This window comes from Chitinophagaceae bacterium (genome assembly GCA_016699815.1).
GTDB lineage: Bacteria > Bacteroidota > Bacteroidia > Chitinophagales > Chitinophagaceae > Ferruginibacter.
In genome coordinates, this window is record CP065012.1 from 2,208,777 (window position 1) to 2,224,718 (window position 15,942).

The 15,942-nt window shown below is 37.0% G+C and carries 16 protein-coding genes and 2 pseudogenes; 1 reads left to right on the forward strand and 17 read right to left on the reverse strand.

What is annotated here, in order from left to right; translation table 11 throughout:
* Nucleotides 1–186 precede the first annotated feature (186 nt).
* The 12 genes from IPO46_09845 to IPO46_09900 form a co-directional block, all read right to left on the reverse strand.
* Nucleotides 187–600 (reverse strand): arsenate reductase ArsC, encoded by a 414-nt coding sequence (locus tag IPO46_09845; protein ID QQS62412.1) that lies wholly within the window; start codon nt 598–600, stop codon nt 187–189.
* Nucleotides 597–971, reverse strand: a complete 375-nt coding sequence (gene crcB, locus IPO46_09850) for a fluoride efflux transporter CrcB (GenBank protein ID QQS62413.1) — start codon at nt 969–971, stop codon at nt 597–599. The genes IPO46_09845 and crcB overlap by 4 nt, the downstream gene beginning before the upstream one ends.
* Nucleotides 972–1,219: 248 nt before the next feature.
* Nucleotides 1,220–1,645 carry a hypothetical protein gene (locus tag IPO46_09855; GenBank protein QQS62414.1) on the reverse strand — a complete coding sequence of 142 codons (426 nt, stop codon included), beginning with the start codon at nt 1,643–1,645 and terminating at the stop codon, nt 1,220–1,222.
* Nucleotides 1,646–1,649: 4 nt separating this feature from the next.
* The gene (locus IPO46_09860) at nt 1,650–1,952 is read right to left on the reverse strand and encodes a hypothetical protein (GenBank protein ID QQS62415.1); all 303 of its coding nucleotides are present in this window, start codon (nt 1,950–1,952) and stop codon (nt 1,650–1,652) included.
* 429 nt (nt 1,953–2,381) lie between these two features.
* Complete coding sequence (locus IPO46_09865; GenBank protein ID QQS62416.1) at nt 2,382–3,386, reverse strand: DUF1016 family protein; 1,005 nt, start codon at nt 3,384–3,386, stop codon at nt 2,382–2,384.
* Between the two features lie 7 nt (nt 3,387–3,393).
* A complete protein-coding gene (locus IPO46_09870; protein ID QQS62417.1) occupies nt 3,394–4,650 on the reverse strand; it encodes a restriction endonuclease in 1,257 nt (418 codons plus the stop codon).
* Nucleotides 4,650–6,926 (reverse strand): hypothetical protein, encoded by a 2,277-nt coding sequence (locus IPO46_09875; protein QQS62418.1) that lies wholly within the window; start codon nt 6,924–6,926, stop codon nt 4,650–4,652. The genes IPO46_09870 and IPO46_09875 overlap by 1 nt, the downstream gene beginning before the upstream one ends.
* A gap of 11 nt (nt 6,927–6,937) precedes the next feature.
* The gene (locus tag IPO46_09880) at nt 6,938–7,174 is read right to left on the reverse strand and encodes a hypothetical protein (GenBank protein QQS62419.1); all 237 of its coding nucleotides are present in this window, start codon (nt 7,172–7,174) and stop codon (nt 6,938–6,940) included.
* Between the two features lie 46 nt (nt 7,175–7,220).
* A complete protein-coding gene (locus IPO46_09885) occupies nt 7,221–7,472 on the reverse strand; it encodes a hypothetical protein (GenBank protein ID QQS62420.1) in 252 nt (83 codons plus the stop codon).
* Nucleotides 7,473–7,714: 242 nt separating this feature from the next.
* Entirely contained in the window at nt 7,715–8,614 is a 900-nt protein-coding gene (locus IPO46_09890; protein ID QQS62421.1) for a DUF4263 domain-containing protein, read from the reverse strand.
* Nucleotides 8,541–9,059, reverse strand: coding sequence for a hypothetical protein (locus IPO46_09895; protein QQS62422.1), 519 nt, complete (start codon nt 9,057–9,059; stop codon nt 8,541–8,543). The genes IPO46_09890 and IPO46_09895 overlap by 74 nt, the downstream gene beginning before the upstream one ends.
* A 212-nt stretch (nt 9,060–9,271) precedes the next feature.
* On the reverse strand, nt 9,272–10,093 hold the full coding sequence (locus tag IPO46_09900; protein ID QQS62423.1) for a hypothetical protein: 822 nt from the start codon (nt 10,091–10,093) through the stop codon (nt 9,272–9,274).
* Nucleotides 10,094–10,145: 52 nt separating this feature from the next.
* On the opposite strand from IPO46_09900, the pseudogene IPO46_09905 reads away from it, so the two are divergent.
* Nucleotides 10,146–11,216, forward strand: a pseudogene (locus IPO46_09905) (IS3 family transposase).
* A gap of 230 nt (nt 11,217–11,446) precedes the next feature.
* Here the strand turns inward: IPO46_09905 and IPO46_09910 are convergent.
* The 5 genes and pseudogenes from IPO46_09910 to IPO46_09930 all read right to left on the reverse strand — a co-directional run bounded on the left by IPO46_09910 (nt 11,447) and on the right by IPO46_09930 (nt 15,466).
* Nucleotides 11,447–12,034, reverse strand: a complete 588-nt coding sequence (locus tag IPO46_09910; protein ID QQS62424.1) for a hypothetical protein — start codon at nt 12,032–12,034, stop codon at nt 11,447–11,449.
* Nucleotides 12,035–12,098: 64 nt separating this feature from the next.
* Nucleotides 12,099–13,043, reverse strand: a complete 945-nt coding sequence (locus IPO46_09915) for a hypothetical protein (GenBank protein ID QQS62425.1) — start codon at nt 13,041–13,043, stop codon at nt 12,099–12,101.
* Between the two features lie 51 nt (nt 13,044–13,094).
* Nucleotides 13,095–13,691: a hypothetical protein gene (locus tag IPO46_09920; protein ID QQS62426.1), complete on the reverse strand. Its 597-nt coding sequence runs from the start codon at nt 13,689–13,691 to the stop codon at nt 13,095–13,097.
* A 202-nt stretch (nt 13,692–13,893) separates the two neighbouring features.
* Nucleotides 13,894–14,346, reverse strand: a complete 453-nt coding sequence (locus IPO46_09925; protein ID QQS64429.1) for a hypothetical protein — start codon at nt 14,344–14,346, stop codon at nt 13,894–13,896.
* Nucleotides 14,286–15,466: pseudogene (locus IPO46_09930) on the reverse strand (SulP family inorganic anion transporter). The gene IPO46_09925 and the pseudogene IPO46_09930 overlap by 61 nt, the downstream one beginning before the upstream one ends.
* Nucleotides 15,467–15,942 lie beyond the last annotated feature (476 nt).

A 15,942-nucleotide genomic window follows, 5' to 3' on the forward strand; every position in this document is an offset into this window, starting at 1 on the left:
TCAGCCCGTAACCGCTGCTAAATTTATAAATAAAAGTTCATTGTTTATTCTATTGCTCGGCTTTATTCGTCGGCTGGAACTGAAGCCGAATAGCGGAAAAAAAGCTGAGAATGTATTCGTCGCCCCGCCATATTGCCAAACCGAATGTTATCGGTAGCTCTTTTTCGTTTGTTCATTGGTCAGTCGTTACAAGTTGTCGGTTACAAACTGTTGTGAATAGCTTTTAATCATTTGTCTAACTTGTCGAAACTGCTCCAAAATTTCTGTTTCCGTCCCAGTTGATTTTGCAGGGTCTGGAAAATTTTGATGAAACTTTTTGGCTTTGGTCGGAAAGAACGGACAACGTTCTTTGGCGTTGTCGCAAACCGTAATTACAAAATCAAAGTCAATGTCAAAGTATTCGTCAATGTTGTTTGATGTGTGTTTTGAAATGTCAATGCCGTCCTCCTCCATTGTAGCAATTGCTCTCGGATTTACTCCGTGAGTTTCAACGCCTGCACTGTAAATTTCTGCTTTGTCGCTTGCGAAGTGTCGCAAGTAACCTTCGGCAATTTGGCTTCGACAACTGTTGCCTGTGCATAGAACTAATACTTTCTTCATATTCTCTCTGCAATAAAAAGTCCGCCAAAAGTTGCCGTTACACAAAGCAAAATGCTTCCAAGTATATAAAGCACTAAACTTGTATTGTGTCCTTGTTGGAAAAGTGTCAGTGTTTCACTACTGAAAGTTGAGAATGTGCTGAAAGCACCGCAAAAACCAACTGTCAAAAACAGCCTTGCGGTCGGTGAAAGAATTTGCTTGTGGTCAGCAAGTCCGATAATAAAACCCAAAGCAAAACAAGCCACTATGTTAACTACAAAAGTTCCGAAAGGAAAATGATGGTTGTGCCAATTGTCAACCCACTTGCCAAGCCCGAACCGAGAAAGTCCGCCAAGTCCGCTGCCGATAAATACTGCAATAAGTTCTTTCATTTATGTCCTGTCGTTTGAGTTTGCACTGTCGTCATAGAGTTACCGATAACGTTTAAGGCTTGGCGATGGGCTGGTATTCAATGAACTTTCCGCCCGAACGTCAGCCGATTGAAAAACTAAAGCCGAAGATAAGTGCAAAAAGCCGATATTTGTTCGTCTGCTGGAACCTTAGCTGATAGCGAACTACAGCCGATTGTTATTCCTTCAGCCAGCCTATTGCCAAACCTTTTGTTGTGCGTTCGTACTTGTCACTCGATGCCTTGTTTGAATTTTTCGTACTCTTCATAAAGCCAGTCAATATATTGGTCAAAGCTTTGAAGCACTAAGTCAAGTCCAGCACCCTTTTCTATTTGAAGTCCTTTGTCGGTAACAAAAATATATTGGTGACTAAATAATTCTCTTGTTATCTCGAAATACTTCTCGTCAAGCCAATCTCTACAAAACATTTCATCATCAGGGATTTTTTTATTTTCTTCTCGCTTTTCCCCTCCAGTGTTTAAGTAGAGAAAGTCATATTCAAGAGTATTGTCTCGTGGAAAGCCTATGATGTCGAGTACAACAGCCAAATTATCAACGCAGATATTTCCGAATTGTAAGCCTTTTTGTTCTAACTCTTCAAACAAACATTCTTGTTTATATTGTTCAAGTAAAAGGTTTATGAAATGCTCCTTCATTATTTTATTTCTTGTCCTGATGTAAAAGAATAAGTGTCGCTACAAAAGTTGTCAAAGATAAATTAAGCCAAAATTGCCAACTGGTTCTATCATACAATGATAATAAAACTGTTGCAAATGAAATGAAGTGAAGCAAGTTGACAATTGTAAATACGTTCCTTCTCTTTTGTCTTGCAATTCTTTTGTGTCGAACTGCTTTGCCTGGAAAAATTCTTGTTCCGCAACTTTCGATTTGATTATTATCGGTATCAATAATTGCCCACCCAATTGAATTTGTCCCTAAGTCAAGTCCTAAAACTTTGCTCATATTGTCTAAACTTTAAAGATTAAAACTGCTGCGATTGTATGACGCACAACGGACAGGGCTTGCCGAAGTACGGGAATTAGTATTCCGTCCGCCCGGTACCGATGATGATTGAAAAACTGATGATGAAGATAACAACAAAAAGCTAAATAGATAATGTCCAGCCCGATATGAAGCACAATAGAATTACAAAAAGCCGAAGATAACTTCCGTCAGCCCGTATTTTGGCAAACCCCCTGTTGTACGTTCGCCCTTCTCCTCGGTCATCTACAATGTGGTTCTGTGTCCAACCGCAGAGTGTTGCCTGTGCGTTGGCACAAGGCAGGCTCTTTTGCAAGGTTGGCTTTTGTGTGTCGGCATTGTGTGCCTTGCAAATGTGCCTGACTTGGTGCGTTGGCTATTAGAGACTTCGCCTATTGTACCCAAACAATGTTACTCACTGTCAATTATTTCTTTTACTTTATTTTCTAAAACTTTTTTGTCAGGCAAATACAACTGATATTTTGAAACAAAAATTTTGTTGGCAAGTCCGCCTGTTGCATACTTAACAGTGTATTCATGTTTGTCTGCCGCAATGATAATTCCTATTGGTTCGTTGTCGCCTTCTGTATTTTCTTCTTCTTTAAAATAATTCAAGTAAAGGTTCATCTGTCCAATATCTTGATGCTTAACTTTTCTCGTTTTGAGGTCTATAAGAACAAAACATTTAAGAATGCGATGATAAAAAACAAGGTCAATAAAATTGTGTTCATTGTCAACCGTGATTTTAAATTGCCTTGCCACAAATGAAAAGCCTTTGCCAAGTTCCAGTAAGAATTTTTGCAGGTTGTCAACAAGTTTTTTTTCAAGCCCCCTTTCTTTAAGTATTTTATCTTTTGGCAACTCAAGAAACTCGAAAACGTAGGGGTCTTTAATAGCGTCTTTTGCAACAATTAATTCATGACCTTTTTCAGCTAAAGCCAATACTCCTTTTTTATCTTTGCTTAAAGCTAAGCGTTGAAATAATGCAGAATCAATCTGTCGTTTCATTTCTCTGAAACTCCAATTCTCTTTGATAGTTTGTTTTTCGTAGAAACTTCTGGCTAAGTCGTCTGAAACGGTAAGCAATTCAGCATAATGGCTCCAACTCAATTTTCCAGACACTGTCTGGAATTTTTGGTACTTAATATAAAACAACCTGCACAAGTAAATATTACTTTTGCTGAAACCTTTGCCATATTTTGTCTTTAAATCTTTGGCAAGACTGGTTAGTAATGCACTTCCGTAATCGGCTTTTTCTTTTCCGTGTTGTTCAAATTCAACAATATGTCTGCCAATTTCCCAATTAGCTTTCACTAACTCGGTATTGATTGCTTTAATAGCATTCTCTCTTGCTTTTTGAAGCGTAGAGCCAATGTTATCAAGTAGCTGATTGTATTTATTTGAAGTTGGCTTCATGATTTTATTATTGACCGATAAATTTTTTTGTACTTTTTTCGATAAACTTAAAATTTAATAATTCTACTTCTTTTTGATTACTGAATTTTTCAAAAGGATTAATGTCTGAAAGTATTACAATTCTGTCTGTAGCCGTTGCACTTCCTTTAGTTTCGCCCCAAATTCTTGTTGTTTTATCTGTGTCCATAATTACATCGGTAAAACACCAAACATTTTTAAAATAATTATTCTCCTTCACCATTAAGCAAAATTCTCTTGCAAGAGGAATTACGCTTGTTTTTGATTTTGCAACATCTCCAATTACAAAGACGGCAACACCGTCTCTTTTTAGAAAGACCTTAAGTTCTTGGATAAATGCTTTAGAAAATGTAATCCATTCATCAAGATTTAAGTCATCATCGAGTTCTTCATGAATTAAGAGTGGATTTTGGTTCATAAACCATGAACGAATCCAGTTTTGTTTTGCATAGTTTACAATTCCTAAGTAGGGTGGCGAGGTAAGAATTAAACTTACCTTTTTATGGAAAGGTTTTAATTCCTCAATCTTTGACAATTGTTTTGCATCAGCTCTCTGTACGACACCTGTTTGCCCAAGCTTTGAATGTTTCTTGTAAAGCCTTTCAGTTTTTTCTCTCAACAACTCAAACACATCCCTGTAAAAGCGGTTTAATTGATTGGTCTGAACAAATCGCCTTACATATTCTGGCGACATACTGAATGTGTTAGGCATATCAATCGAGGCGTACCCTGAACTGCCATTAGCCCTTTCTCCACCATGTAATACACCAAGAGTTATTCCAATCAGGTACTTGTCAACTGGTTTGTCTGACTTTAATAGCTTACGCCTTAAATAGCAAAGTTGTGCTAAAGTACGGGGATGAAAAATTAAATGAACTTCATCTGACTGTGCCATAGCCTCTGGTTGATAAAGAGCATGGTCATACTTCTTTTCAAGTTCTTCAACTCTTGTAAATATTTCCTCTTTTGTTAAGTTATAATTTTTGGCTTCGCTTAACGCTAAAGCAATTGGATTAAGGTCAGTTGCTACGGTCTTGCGATTACAAATTCTTGCTTCTAAAGCTGTAGTTCCCCTTCCAGAAAAAGGGTCAAAAACTAATTCCTTTTCGTTTGTGAAATAACGAATAAAGTAATTAGCCAAAGGTGGCGGAAACGCTCCTAAATATGAACACATAGAATGCCAAGAATCAAACTCTCTTGCACTAAGCTTAGCCCACGGGGTCACAAAATTTTCTTCGGTTATCATCAACTTTCTTGACTTTCGGTTATTATTACGGGAAAGAAATCATGAATTAAATCCACTATTGTTTCACAGGCATTTTCTAAATCTGCCTTTTTAACTGCTTCAATATGCTCTTGCGAAATTTCTTTCCCATCTTCTTTGGTTAAACGTTCTTCGATTTTATTTTGAGAAATCATAAATGCACAAAATCCGATATGTTCTCTATATCTGTTTTTAATTGATTCAACAGCTTCGGTGCTATACTGTTGAGCTTTGCTAATAAGTTTTGTCAAATGTTTGTTGGAATCATTTATGAAAATGTCCACAGCCTCAGTTCCAATATCAACATCAGCGACTGTTTCGATAGTCCATGATTGGTCTTTATAATACTGGTCGTTTTCATTGATTGCATGGATTTGAATATTTGGGGTATTCTTGTCACCAGATTTACTTGAATCAGCACCATCAGGATAATTTGCTGCAATAACATTTACAGAATCACTCAATGATTTTTGTCTTGGTGGTCTTAATTCAAGTGTTATAGAAGCTTTAGCGTCCAGTTCTATATTATCTCTTGTTTTGAAAAAGGCGATACCGTAACCATCTATTACTCTTGCAGAGCCAGTGAAGCTTCCGAATGAATGTGGTTCAATAACGGCAAGAAACGCATCAGGATTATTGAAGAAACTTGGGTGTGCATCTGTCTTAAACTTTACACTGAAAGTTTTTCCGATGTAAACTTCTTTTTCATCTTCGGAAGTAATCTCTAAAAATGTCGGTGGGTCATTTACAGGAATAGGTTGCTGTTTTTTTGTTTTTACAGTATCCTTTGTTTCGGAAGCTTTTACAGTCTTACCGCCGCCAGATGTTTTGATGTAAGCGTTTATTCTTGTTGCAAGCCTTTTTCTTAATTTATCTAAGGATTCTGTTTCATCTTTCTTTAAATATCGGTCTTTCCTTTCTTTATCAAGTCTTTTTAGTTCATCGTCTTCAGCCAATGTATCAATGGTTAGTTTTTTCAATTCCTCTAAAATCGAAGTGTCTCTAAGGGATTCTCTTGTGCTACTAAAAAGATGTCGCTTAGATTCATTATCCAGATTATCGCATTCAACTTGAACCACTAAGTATTTTTCGATGAAGGGTAATTTTAAATCGGTTTTAATGAGAGAATTGTTTAACTGCCCTTGTTTTTGTCCGTTGAAGGTTATTATAATTGGTTGAGAGGGTAAGCAATAATTTTTAATTCTATCCATTGGCTTATCAGAGCCGTCCAAAGTCAAAACCCAATAATAAATAGTTACTTTCCCATCTCTAAATGTTAGGTTTACTTCTTGTTGGTATTGCGTTAAGTTTTTTTCATCGCCACCTCCTTTTGTCAATCGCCTATTGTTTCCAAATATGCTGCGGTTTTCAATTTTGCCTGCATTCAAATCCTTTTTCCTTTCACCACTGATTGTAACTGGAATAATCGGGTCGAATAAATAATGATGCACCAAATACCAAAGCGATGAAGTAGGTCCAGTCATTTTAGCTGTGTATTTTCCTAAATCCATTCCTATATGTCTTACCAATGTACCGGGTGTAAAATCTTTATCTTCAAGTTCAACATTAAATGGTTGTCCGTTTGCACTGTCAACGCAATATTCAAACCATTCAAGTTTGTCTGAATTGATATTACCTGGATTAATCCTAACGATAGTCCAGGATGTTTTTGCTTTCTCCTTCTTTTCAGTAATGGCAGGTTTTGAAATTATTATGGTGTAATTGTTATATGATAAAGCTGTAGAACCTCCTTGCCCATAAGCTCCCATTAAAAAGAGTTTGGAAATTTTATTCTGTCCGTGCAGACTTAAAATAGTTTTAGAAAAATCATCACCTTTTATTCCAATACCTTGGTCTCGAATTTCTACAGTTGGATAATTTTCTCTCTCAGAATCTCTAAGTGTAACTTTTATTTTTCTTGCAAGTTCTTGTATCTTTTTATCAGAGGCATTATCAATACTTCTTAATTTTCCATCTTTTAAATTAAACCAATTTTCAGAAGCAGTTCTTGGGCTAACTATATCTGTTGGTTTTCCTTGCTTCTGCCATTCAAGTTCTATAACAGCATCAATGGCGTTAGTAATCCTTTCTGCTAAACCTGCTGCTGGGTCTGTTCCGATGTTGATAGTCGCAATGTTGTCTTTGTAGCCACCAACAGGTGTCCAGCTAACATTGTAATTATCAATTAAGGTTTCAAGTAAATCAGTAACTTCTTTGGCTGTATTTGCTTCTAATAATTGTTTAAAAAGTTTCTTCATTAATGGCAGGTTTAGAATTGAAAAGAGTTTTTGGTTGTTTTAGTATTACTGGTATATGAAGATTCAAGTAATCTTACTTTTTCCTTAATGGCTTTTGTCATTTTTGAAATATCCTCCTCATTAAAATCATAATTATTTCGATTGGCACATTTTGAAAGGCTGTCTAAACTGTCAAGCACTTTCTGAACTCGTCTGCCAGCAACATTAATAAATCTGTCCCGCTTTAAATTCTGATTTTTCTTTGCCATGTCATAAACATTTTAGAATGTGCGAATATAGATTGTTCACTACATTTTACAAAATATAGTAGTAAATATATTGAAGTTCGCAGCTTTTCCAGTTGGGTGGTGGGTGGGCTTCGGTGTTCAGTAAGGATATATCGCTGAAGTGTTGAACAAAAGATGAAAGATATTCGTCCTGCTGGGGTGTGAGGGTTGTGCGTTGGCACAAGGCAGGCTCTTTTGCAAGGTTGGCTTTTGTGTGTCGGCTTTGTGTGCCTTGCAAATGTGCCTGACTTGGTGCGTTGGGTCGTGTCGGCAAAGTCATGGATGCTTGTATATGTGTAGGATGTTCAATAGGGTGACGTACAACGGACAGGTATTGCCGATGGTGGGGAAATAGAATTCCCGTCCGCCGGAACTGCTGCCTGGCTTTTTGCTAAAGATAAATAATAAGAACTAAAGCTGGGCTTTATTCGTCAAGCCCCGAACCACAGCACAATAGAATTACTGCTGCTGATTGTTATTCCGTCAAGCCCCACTATTGGCAATACCAATGTTAGTGGCAGTTTAGGCTAATGCACTTCGTCGGCGAGTGATTTTTCTTTTCAATTCTTTGTTGATTTCGTCCAAGCTATTAAATATTTCGTCAAATGTTACTATCTCAATATTTTTAAAACTATGTCTTTGTAACTGAAAATCCTGATGCCTAGAGAAATTGGGTAACAAAGGTTCAATCATTCCGATAATTAGCTTTGCTTTTGGCTTAGTTATGAAAATATTTAAATCAGACTTCTTTATTCCATATTTTTTAGAAACTTTCTCAGTAATTAATTTTGCAACTTCTAATTTGTTGCTTTCAATCTTAATCAGATATTTTTCCAGTTGGGTACATGCCTTAGTGCAATTATGAGTTAAACAGTAATTGTTACGGTCTTTTCGCTTTGAAATTATGTCCGCACTTGGAGTTTTCAATTCAATCAACTCAATATTGTTGTATATATCAATAGCAATAAAATCAATAGGTCTGCTTTTAGCTTCTTCGTCAATTTGTTCAATGATTGTATCAACCTCTCTAATTACATATTTGTAACTTGGATTAATAATGTTGAAATTGTCTTCAAAAAATGTTTGCCACTTTGATTCATGTGACTTGTGCTTTTTGAGATGTTGTTGATAAAGTTCATTTATATAATCCAACTTGTAAGTGTCTGTCTCTTTAAATAGTTCAATTTTGGAAGCCAAAATATCATAACGCTTCTCATAAAGTTGAAATAGCAATTCATGTAATTCTTTGTCAGATAAATTACTAATAACCTCTTTGAATATTGTTTTTTTAAAAGCTGTTGATACAAGCTCGCCGCCAATCTTTACATTGGCAGGAATTGTAATTTTTCTACTCAGAAATTTTAAGGCTTGGGAAAGTGAACTTTGATTTATCTGTTTTTTTCTCGGAGTTGAATAAACCATGAATATAATTGTAGTCGTGACTGCTAAGAATAAGATGTTTGCCCACCGCTTTTGTCGTCACCTTGGTTTTCGAATCTGTTGAAAAGTCAATTGTAAATTCAACAATCTTTGGAATAGCCTTTAAGATTTCTAAAATGATATTCCCAAACCCTTTATAAAATGAACCAGTTGTATTATAGGTTCCTTTTAGTTTCGTTAAAGTTGAAATTCCGGTCGCTGTAAAAAAATCAATTGGGAATTCGGCAGTCGTAAAAACTTTAATAACTTTTTTTGACTTGTTAATAGAGCAGCTTAGTTTTTCCCCTGATACTCTTGCTTTAGATTTATTTGCAGCATAATCTGCAGACTTTTGAAGTCCAGTTCCTGTCATGTCAAAACTTTTTGAATAAGTTTTGACGCTGCTTCCGGAAGTAATATTTCGTGTCGAAAAAACTTGACTTGGCATGAGGGTTCAATTTAAATTGCCACTAACGGCCAGGTATTGCCGATGGTGGGGAATTTTATATTCGTCCGCCGGAACTACTGCCTGGCTTTTTGATAAAGTTAAATATTAAGAACCAAAGCTGGGCTTTATTCGTCAAGCCCCGAACCACAGCACAGCAGAATTACCGCTGCTGATTGCTCCAATGTCAAGCCCCACTATTGGCAATACCAATGTTAGCGGCTGGCATTTTCCACGCCATTCAATTCTGTGTCCACCAAATGAAATGAACAATAGTATTCTAAAGTATTGTCTAAGTTCATTTCCATATTTTCAATTTCTGCTAAAACAAGTTCTTTGTCCTTACACTTACTTTTTAATAATGAGCTGAAAAATCTAAACTTAGTAAAGTCGCTTCTGTCCACCAATTTGCCTAACTCATAATGATATGAAACAGAAATTTTACTTGTGTCAACTTTATCATTGCTTTCAATAAATATTATTTCGGGAATTATGATTTCTTCATCTGTTTGTTTAGAGCTAAATCTGTCTGTGTCATTTACTAAATCATCTATGTCTTGCTTTTTGTCAAATAGAAATTGGTTCAAGTCCCGTTGAAACATTTCAATTGCATTGCTATAACGCCGATTAGTATTTCTCAATTTATAAACATCTAGCAAAATGTCTGGCTTATAAAGGTAATCCGTCCTAAAAATGTACTCAAAACTGTCGGATACAATCTTTACAACATTTTCAAAAGGGGCATTAGCTACGACTTTTTCAATTTCTTCAATTTTTGTTTTGAATAGTGATAGTATGCCTTTTAATTTTTCTATAATAATATCAAAGTAAAATTCAACGAAAGCACTATGCCTTTTCAAAATATCCTCTTTGTTGTGTGTTACTTCTTCAAATTTATAATTGTTGTCCAAATGGTATCGCAAATAAGAAATTTGGTCTGCATTTGTTGAGTTGCTGAATATTGTTGAAGAAAGTAATTGCCTTGTACCATTTATATCACTTTTTCTGATTGGATGTCCGACTGTAAGCGTCCCCAATCTTCGGCAGTTTGAAATTAGAGAATAATCTTTAATTTTAAAATTGTCAATTATGAAAAGAACAAGATTTACCGAAAGCCAGATCGTGGCTTCAATTAAGAAACAGGAAAGCGGCATACCTGCCAAGGATGTTTGCCGTGAGTTGGGTATTAGCGATGCTACCTTTTACAACTGGAAAGCCAAATATGGCGGCATGGAAACCAGTGATGTAAAGCGCATAAAAGAAATGGAAGCGGAGTTATCGCAGTACAAAAAAATAGTAGCGGAGCTCACTTTCGAGAACCGGGCAATGAAAGGTTTTATCGAAAAAAAGTTATAACGCCTGCTGACAAAAGAGAAGCTGTGTTTCAACTAATAGAAGAAGCACATTGTAGTGTTAGCAAGGCTTGCAAAATCGTGAAGCTACCACGGAGCAGTTTTCAATATACAGCTAAAACAAAAGATGATTCTCAGATAGAGGATGCCCTTGAAGGACTTGTGAAGAAGCATCCGGTTATTGGCTTTTGGCAAAGCTTTTATCGACTGCGCAACCGTGGCTATGGTTGGAATCATAAGCGAGTGAGGCGTGTATATAGGAAAATGAATTTAAACATCAGGCGCAAGCCCAAAAACGTTTACCGGAAAGGATAAAGCAACCCTTAACACTACCCACAAGTTTTAACCAAATGTGGAGCATAGACTTTATGAATGATAGTTTACAGGATGGCCGAAAAATACGCCTGTTTAATGTATTGGAAGATTTTAACAGGGAATCTCTGGCAATAGAAACTGACACTTCATTGCCTACTCTAAGAGTAATAAGGGTGCTGGAGCGATTGGTACAAGAGCGGGGTTGCCCTGCCAATATCAGGATGGATAACGGTCCTGAATTTATCAGTCATAAATTAGAAGAATGGTGCAGTAAGCGACACATTACACTTCAGTTTATACAACCAGGTCGCCCAATGCAGAATGCTTTTATTGAAAGAAAAACGGGAGCATACGCCGTGAATTATTAAACGCATATATATTTACAACAATGAGAGAAGTAAGGGAACATTGTGAGAAATGGAGGCAGGATTACAACACAGAGAGGCCGCACAAATCCTTACAATATCAATCGCCTCTGATGTTTGCTGAAAAATGGTGCCAATGTTCAAAATATGCACAAAAGCTTTATCCACAAACGGCGAACGGAAATCCTTTTCAAATTGAAGAGAGCCGGTTAGTGGATAAAGTATAAAAAACAAAAAGCTGAACAGAAAACTCTAATTTTGGATTGACCGAAAAAGGGGACGCTTACAGATAAAGTATTAAAAAACAAAAAGCTGAACAGAAAACTCTAATTTTGGATTGACCGAAAAAAGGGGACGCTTACACGACCAATTCGTTCCTAAGTTCTCTATTAATTGTGTAATTGTCATCTTTTTTCAAATCTCCTTTGTCAATGTCGCATTTGAATATGTGCAATAGTTCTTCAATGAAATCTTGTTGAATATAAATTGCTTGCAAAAAACTAATGGAAGTTTCTATATTTTCTGAAAAGGTGTCCGACTTTTTAGAATTGTATATGAGATTAAAGGTGTCTGAAAAGTAGCTTAAAATGTCGCCGAAGTAATTTGATTTAACATCAGGAGTGAATGTTATTTTTGAATTACAAAATTTATATTCCCAAATGTAGTTATTCCAAATGTCAGAAATTTTGTCAAGCTTTTTATCTAAAACGTCTCTCATTGTAATGGTGATCTGTATGCTTGCCGCTAACGAAAAGGTATTGCTGCAGGTGTGGAATTCATTGCTTGTCCTGCTCGGAACTGCTGCCGAATAATGATTTGAAGTACAAGATAACAACCCAAAGCCCAACAGAATTCCGTCCGTCGAAACCGATGCTGATAGTGAACTAAAGCCGATGATTACACGTCCTGCCACACTTGTAGCAATGCTCATGTTGTGGGCTGGCATTTATCCGCTTTTAAAAGTCAACCGGCGGCGAAATATTGCCCCGCACCCTAAAGTGGTCTTGTAATTATTTGACAGGTTGAGTTTTTCTTTTTACGGGTTCTAGGATAATATTTGGACGGTCTTTTATTTTAAGGTTAAGAAGATATCCTTCATCAAGCCCTGTTGTTATAATGTGAAATATCACTTCTCCATTCACCAATATGTTAGTACCCTTGATGTCATAAGATCCCAAATTCTCAGTGCCGAGCCAGAGATTTGTTTTTGTAAAATTTACTGCACCACCCTTATTCATACTCCATGGCTCTATCCAGTCGTGGGCAGCTAAATACTCCCTTATGTCAGCGGGCAAGTTGATATTATATTCTTTTGCTGGTCCGTAAAATTTTGCTCGAAGCTCTTTGATAAATTCTTTGGTTATTTTATTGCTAAATACTTGCCCTTGGCCTCTGGCATAGTAAAAGTCAGTCACATACAAAGCCTCCCAACCGAACTTGAAGTATTCAATACTACTACCTAAATTTTCATAGTAGTCAACTATCTCTTTTTCAGTTTTCCAAGGGTAATGTTTATCAAATTGGCATACCTGAATCACATCTTTGTAAACTTGCCCATTCACAGTAAAGCTGGCATGCTTCTTTACAATGAAACGGTCGTAATATCTTCCGTCGGGGCCATGTTCCGTCCATACCTCTCCGGGTTTAGCACTTTCCTTTAGCAGTATTCTCGTATAATTAAAGTATTCATTCTCGTCTGTAAAATCATTATAACGCTTCCATGTCCACTTAGCAGTTAGTATGCCGTTTTCGCAATGGTAATAGCTTATAGACTCATCATCATTTCTTATGCCCTTATACACCTTGCCTGCATACGATTTTGTCATATCATAGTTGCATAGCGGCTTGTAAGCACAACCACAATCTTTTATTGCCGTTTGGCCTTGCGTTTGTGTACTTATGGTAATTAGGGTAACCATCAAAATTGCTTTTGCATAGAATTTAACATTTATCATGGTATTTTAAATTTAGGCTAACTTATGTTGATACAAAAATGAATAGTATCTCTACTTATTGCTAAAACATTTTTCAATTTGGTGCTTTAGCTGATTGTATTTTTGTGGATTCCAGGTTTTGCGCCACGCAAGCAGTCCTAATAATATTCCAAAGAAGCCCACAAAAAGTGCCGATATACCTAAGTTCATCAATCGGTTAACCAACCAAAGTATTAAAATCATAACTGGTATCACTATATATATTGGGTTTCGACTGGTAGAACGCATCAGCATTTCGTTGAGCATGGTTTTACCGGTATTGTAATTGCGTATAGCAAGTACCTCCCCCATCGGTTGGTCTTCCTTTACGGTAACCTTAACCCAACAACCCTGATTGGCGTCTTCTTTACGACTTGAACCCGCTGGCCAGACAATGGTTATTTCATGCCCTTTTTGAAATCCCATATCCCAATTGATCAGGTGAACATCATGTAGGTTTCCGGTTTGCTTATTAAGTAAGTATAGCCTGTTATGGTAATTGTCATGTTGTTGAATTTTTACTTTTGTTTCCTCTCCAAACCCGGAATAAAGGCGGGCTTCATAGCCGCTTGATTGCCAATAATCACTGCCAACCACCTGAAAGTGTTCCGCAAATAATTTTTTGTCCATATAGGTTTTATCTTTTTTTGCTTTATTAATGTTCCTGCAGTCAATTGATGCTTGCCCACAACGGACAGGTATTGCCGATGGTGGGGAATCCGACCCTGCCTGGCTTTTGCTAAAGATAAATAATAAGAAACTGGGCTTTGTTCGCAAGCCCCGAACCGCAGCACAATAGAATTACCGCTGATTGTTCTTCCGTCAAGCCCCACTATTGGCAATCCCGTGTTATGCGCGCCTTGCTGTCCTTCCCTAATTGTGTCCTCGTTTCATATTTCATTGTCAGTAAGCTGTTACGTTTACTTTTTCTATACCAATTAACCGCAGTTCTAATGTCTTTCCTTTGCCTTGTTTTCAAATTCACTAATAATTTCAAGAATATCGTAGTCAATAAAATTACACTGCTGCCGTCAATTGTCGGCACACTATTTTCAGCTACTTCGTCCAATGCTTTCTTTAAACTCACTTTGTTCAGGAATGTAACGTCAGAGTTGAGTTTGATATGTTCAGTTTCAATCTCATTAATTGTCTTTTTCGTGATTTTATATTCCGTTTTAAAGTTACTGCGAATGATAAAGTATGTGGATAACAGCAAGCCTATACTCACCCCAATAAGCAGGTCTGTTGCAAGAATGGCGAGTATGAACGGCAAAATTGTTTCCATCCTAAACTCCACATATTGCGATAGAGTTTAGGTTTTGTCAAGTTGTAACCAGTGATAATGAGAATGGCTGCAAGCGAAGCGTAAGGAATTTTGTTGAGCAGAAATGGAACAAGTAATACCGCAAGCAAAAGAAAAGTCCAGTGTGAATGCTGAAAGTTTTGTCCTTCCCTGCGTCAACATTTGCCGAGCCTCTTACAACAACTGCTGTCATTGGAATTGCGCCTAAAAGTCCGCAAGTCATATTTCCAATTCCTTGTGCAACCAGTTCCCGATTTATAGGTGTTATGCGGTTACGTCTGTCTAATTTGTCAATGGCTTCAATACAAAGCAAAGTTTCAAGTGTTGCAAGCAGTCCAATTGTTATTCCGTCCTTCCATATTTCAGTATTGCTGAAAAGTTTAGTGAAATCGGGAAACGAAATTTCTTCAAAATATTCGTTGGAATATTTACTAATTGAGTATGTTTTAGAGAAAACCCTGATGTTGCACTACTAAAAATTAAGTTGATAACTATTCCTAAAACAACGACTAATAATGGCGCAGGAATTGTTTTTAATTTATGTGCAAATGGTAATTGTAACATACGAAAAATTACAATTGAAAGAATTGAAATTAGCAGAGTACCGGCAGTTACATGATGTCTGAAACCGTCAAGATTAGCAGGAACATCTTTGCCTGAAAACAATTTTAAAATTCCGCCTGCCCAAAAATCAGGTTGGTCATATCCCAAGGCAATAGGAATTTGTTTAGTGATAAGAATAATGCCGATTGCAGCTAACATTCCTTTAATAACCGATGAAGGAAAATAATTGGCAATTACACCCATTTTCAAAAGCCCAAGAATGAGTTGAAACAAGCCAGCTATTACAACTGTAAGCAGAAATATTTTATAGTCGCCCAGCGAAATGATGGAAGCGGCAACCAATGTTGTCAAGCCAGCCGCAGGTCCCGAAACGGCAAGTTGAGAACCACTGATGAGTGAAACCATAAGTCCACCTATGATGCCTGTTAAAATCCCTGCGTAAAGTGGCGCACCCGAAGCCAATGCAATCCCAAGGCAAAGCGGAAGTGCAACAAAAAACGGAAAGTCCGGCAGGTAAGTCGTGTTTAAGCCAAATGATTCTGTAATACTTAATTGTCCTTTTCACTCTTCTTTAAATGTCTTTGTTATTCTGTCAAAGGTAATGTGTTTAGTTAATGTGGTGTCCCAAAAAGGTTGCGCATAACGTTGGGGCTTGCTGCTGTGCTGGTATTTTATAATGTCCAGCCCGGAGCCGCAGCCGATTGAAAAACTGATGATGAAGGTAACAACTAAAGCTCATTTATATTCTTCAGCCCGAACAAAAGCTGATAGCGAAAAGAATGATGAGTATATATTCGTCAGCCAGCATAGCAGCAAACCTCGCTGTTAGCTGCATACCCTTCGTCGCTACGAACAGCAGGATGTTCCCAATTGCATTGGTGGACATTTTACTGTCCCGTAACTGCAATAAACGCAACAGTCGCCCTCTTTTGGTTTAAGTCGTGTCTTGCAACTTGAACACTCATAAAAATACTGGCAAGCATCTGTTGGCATTGTTTCTTCTTGTTTGTGTCC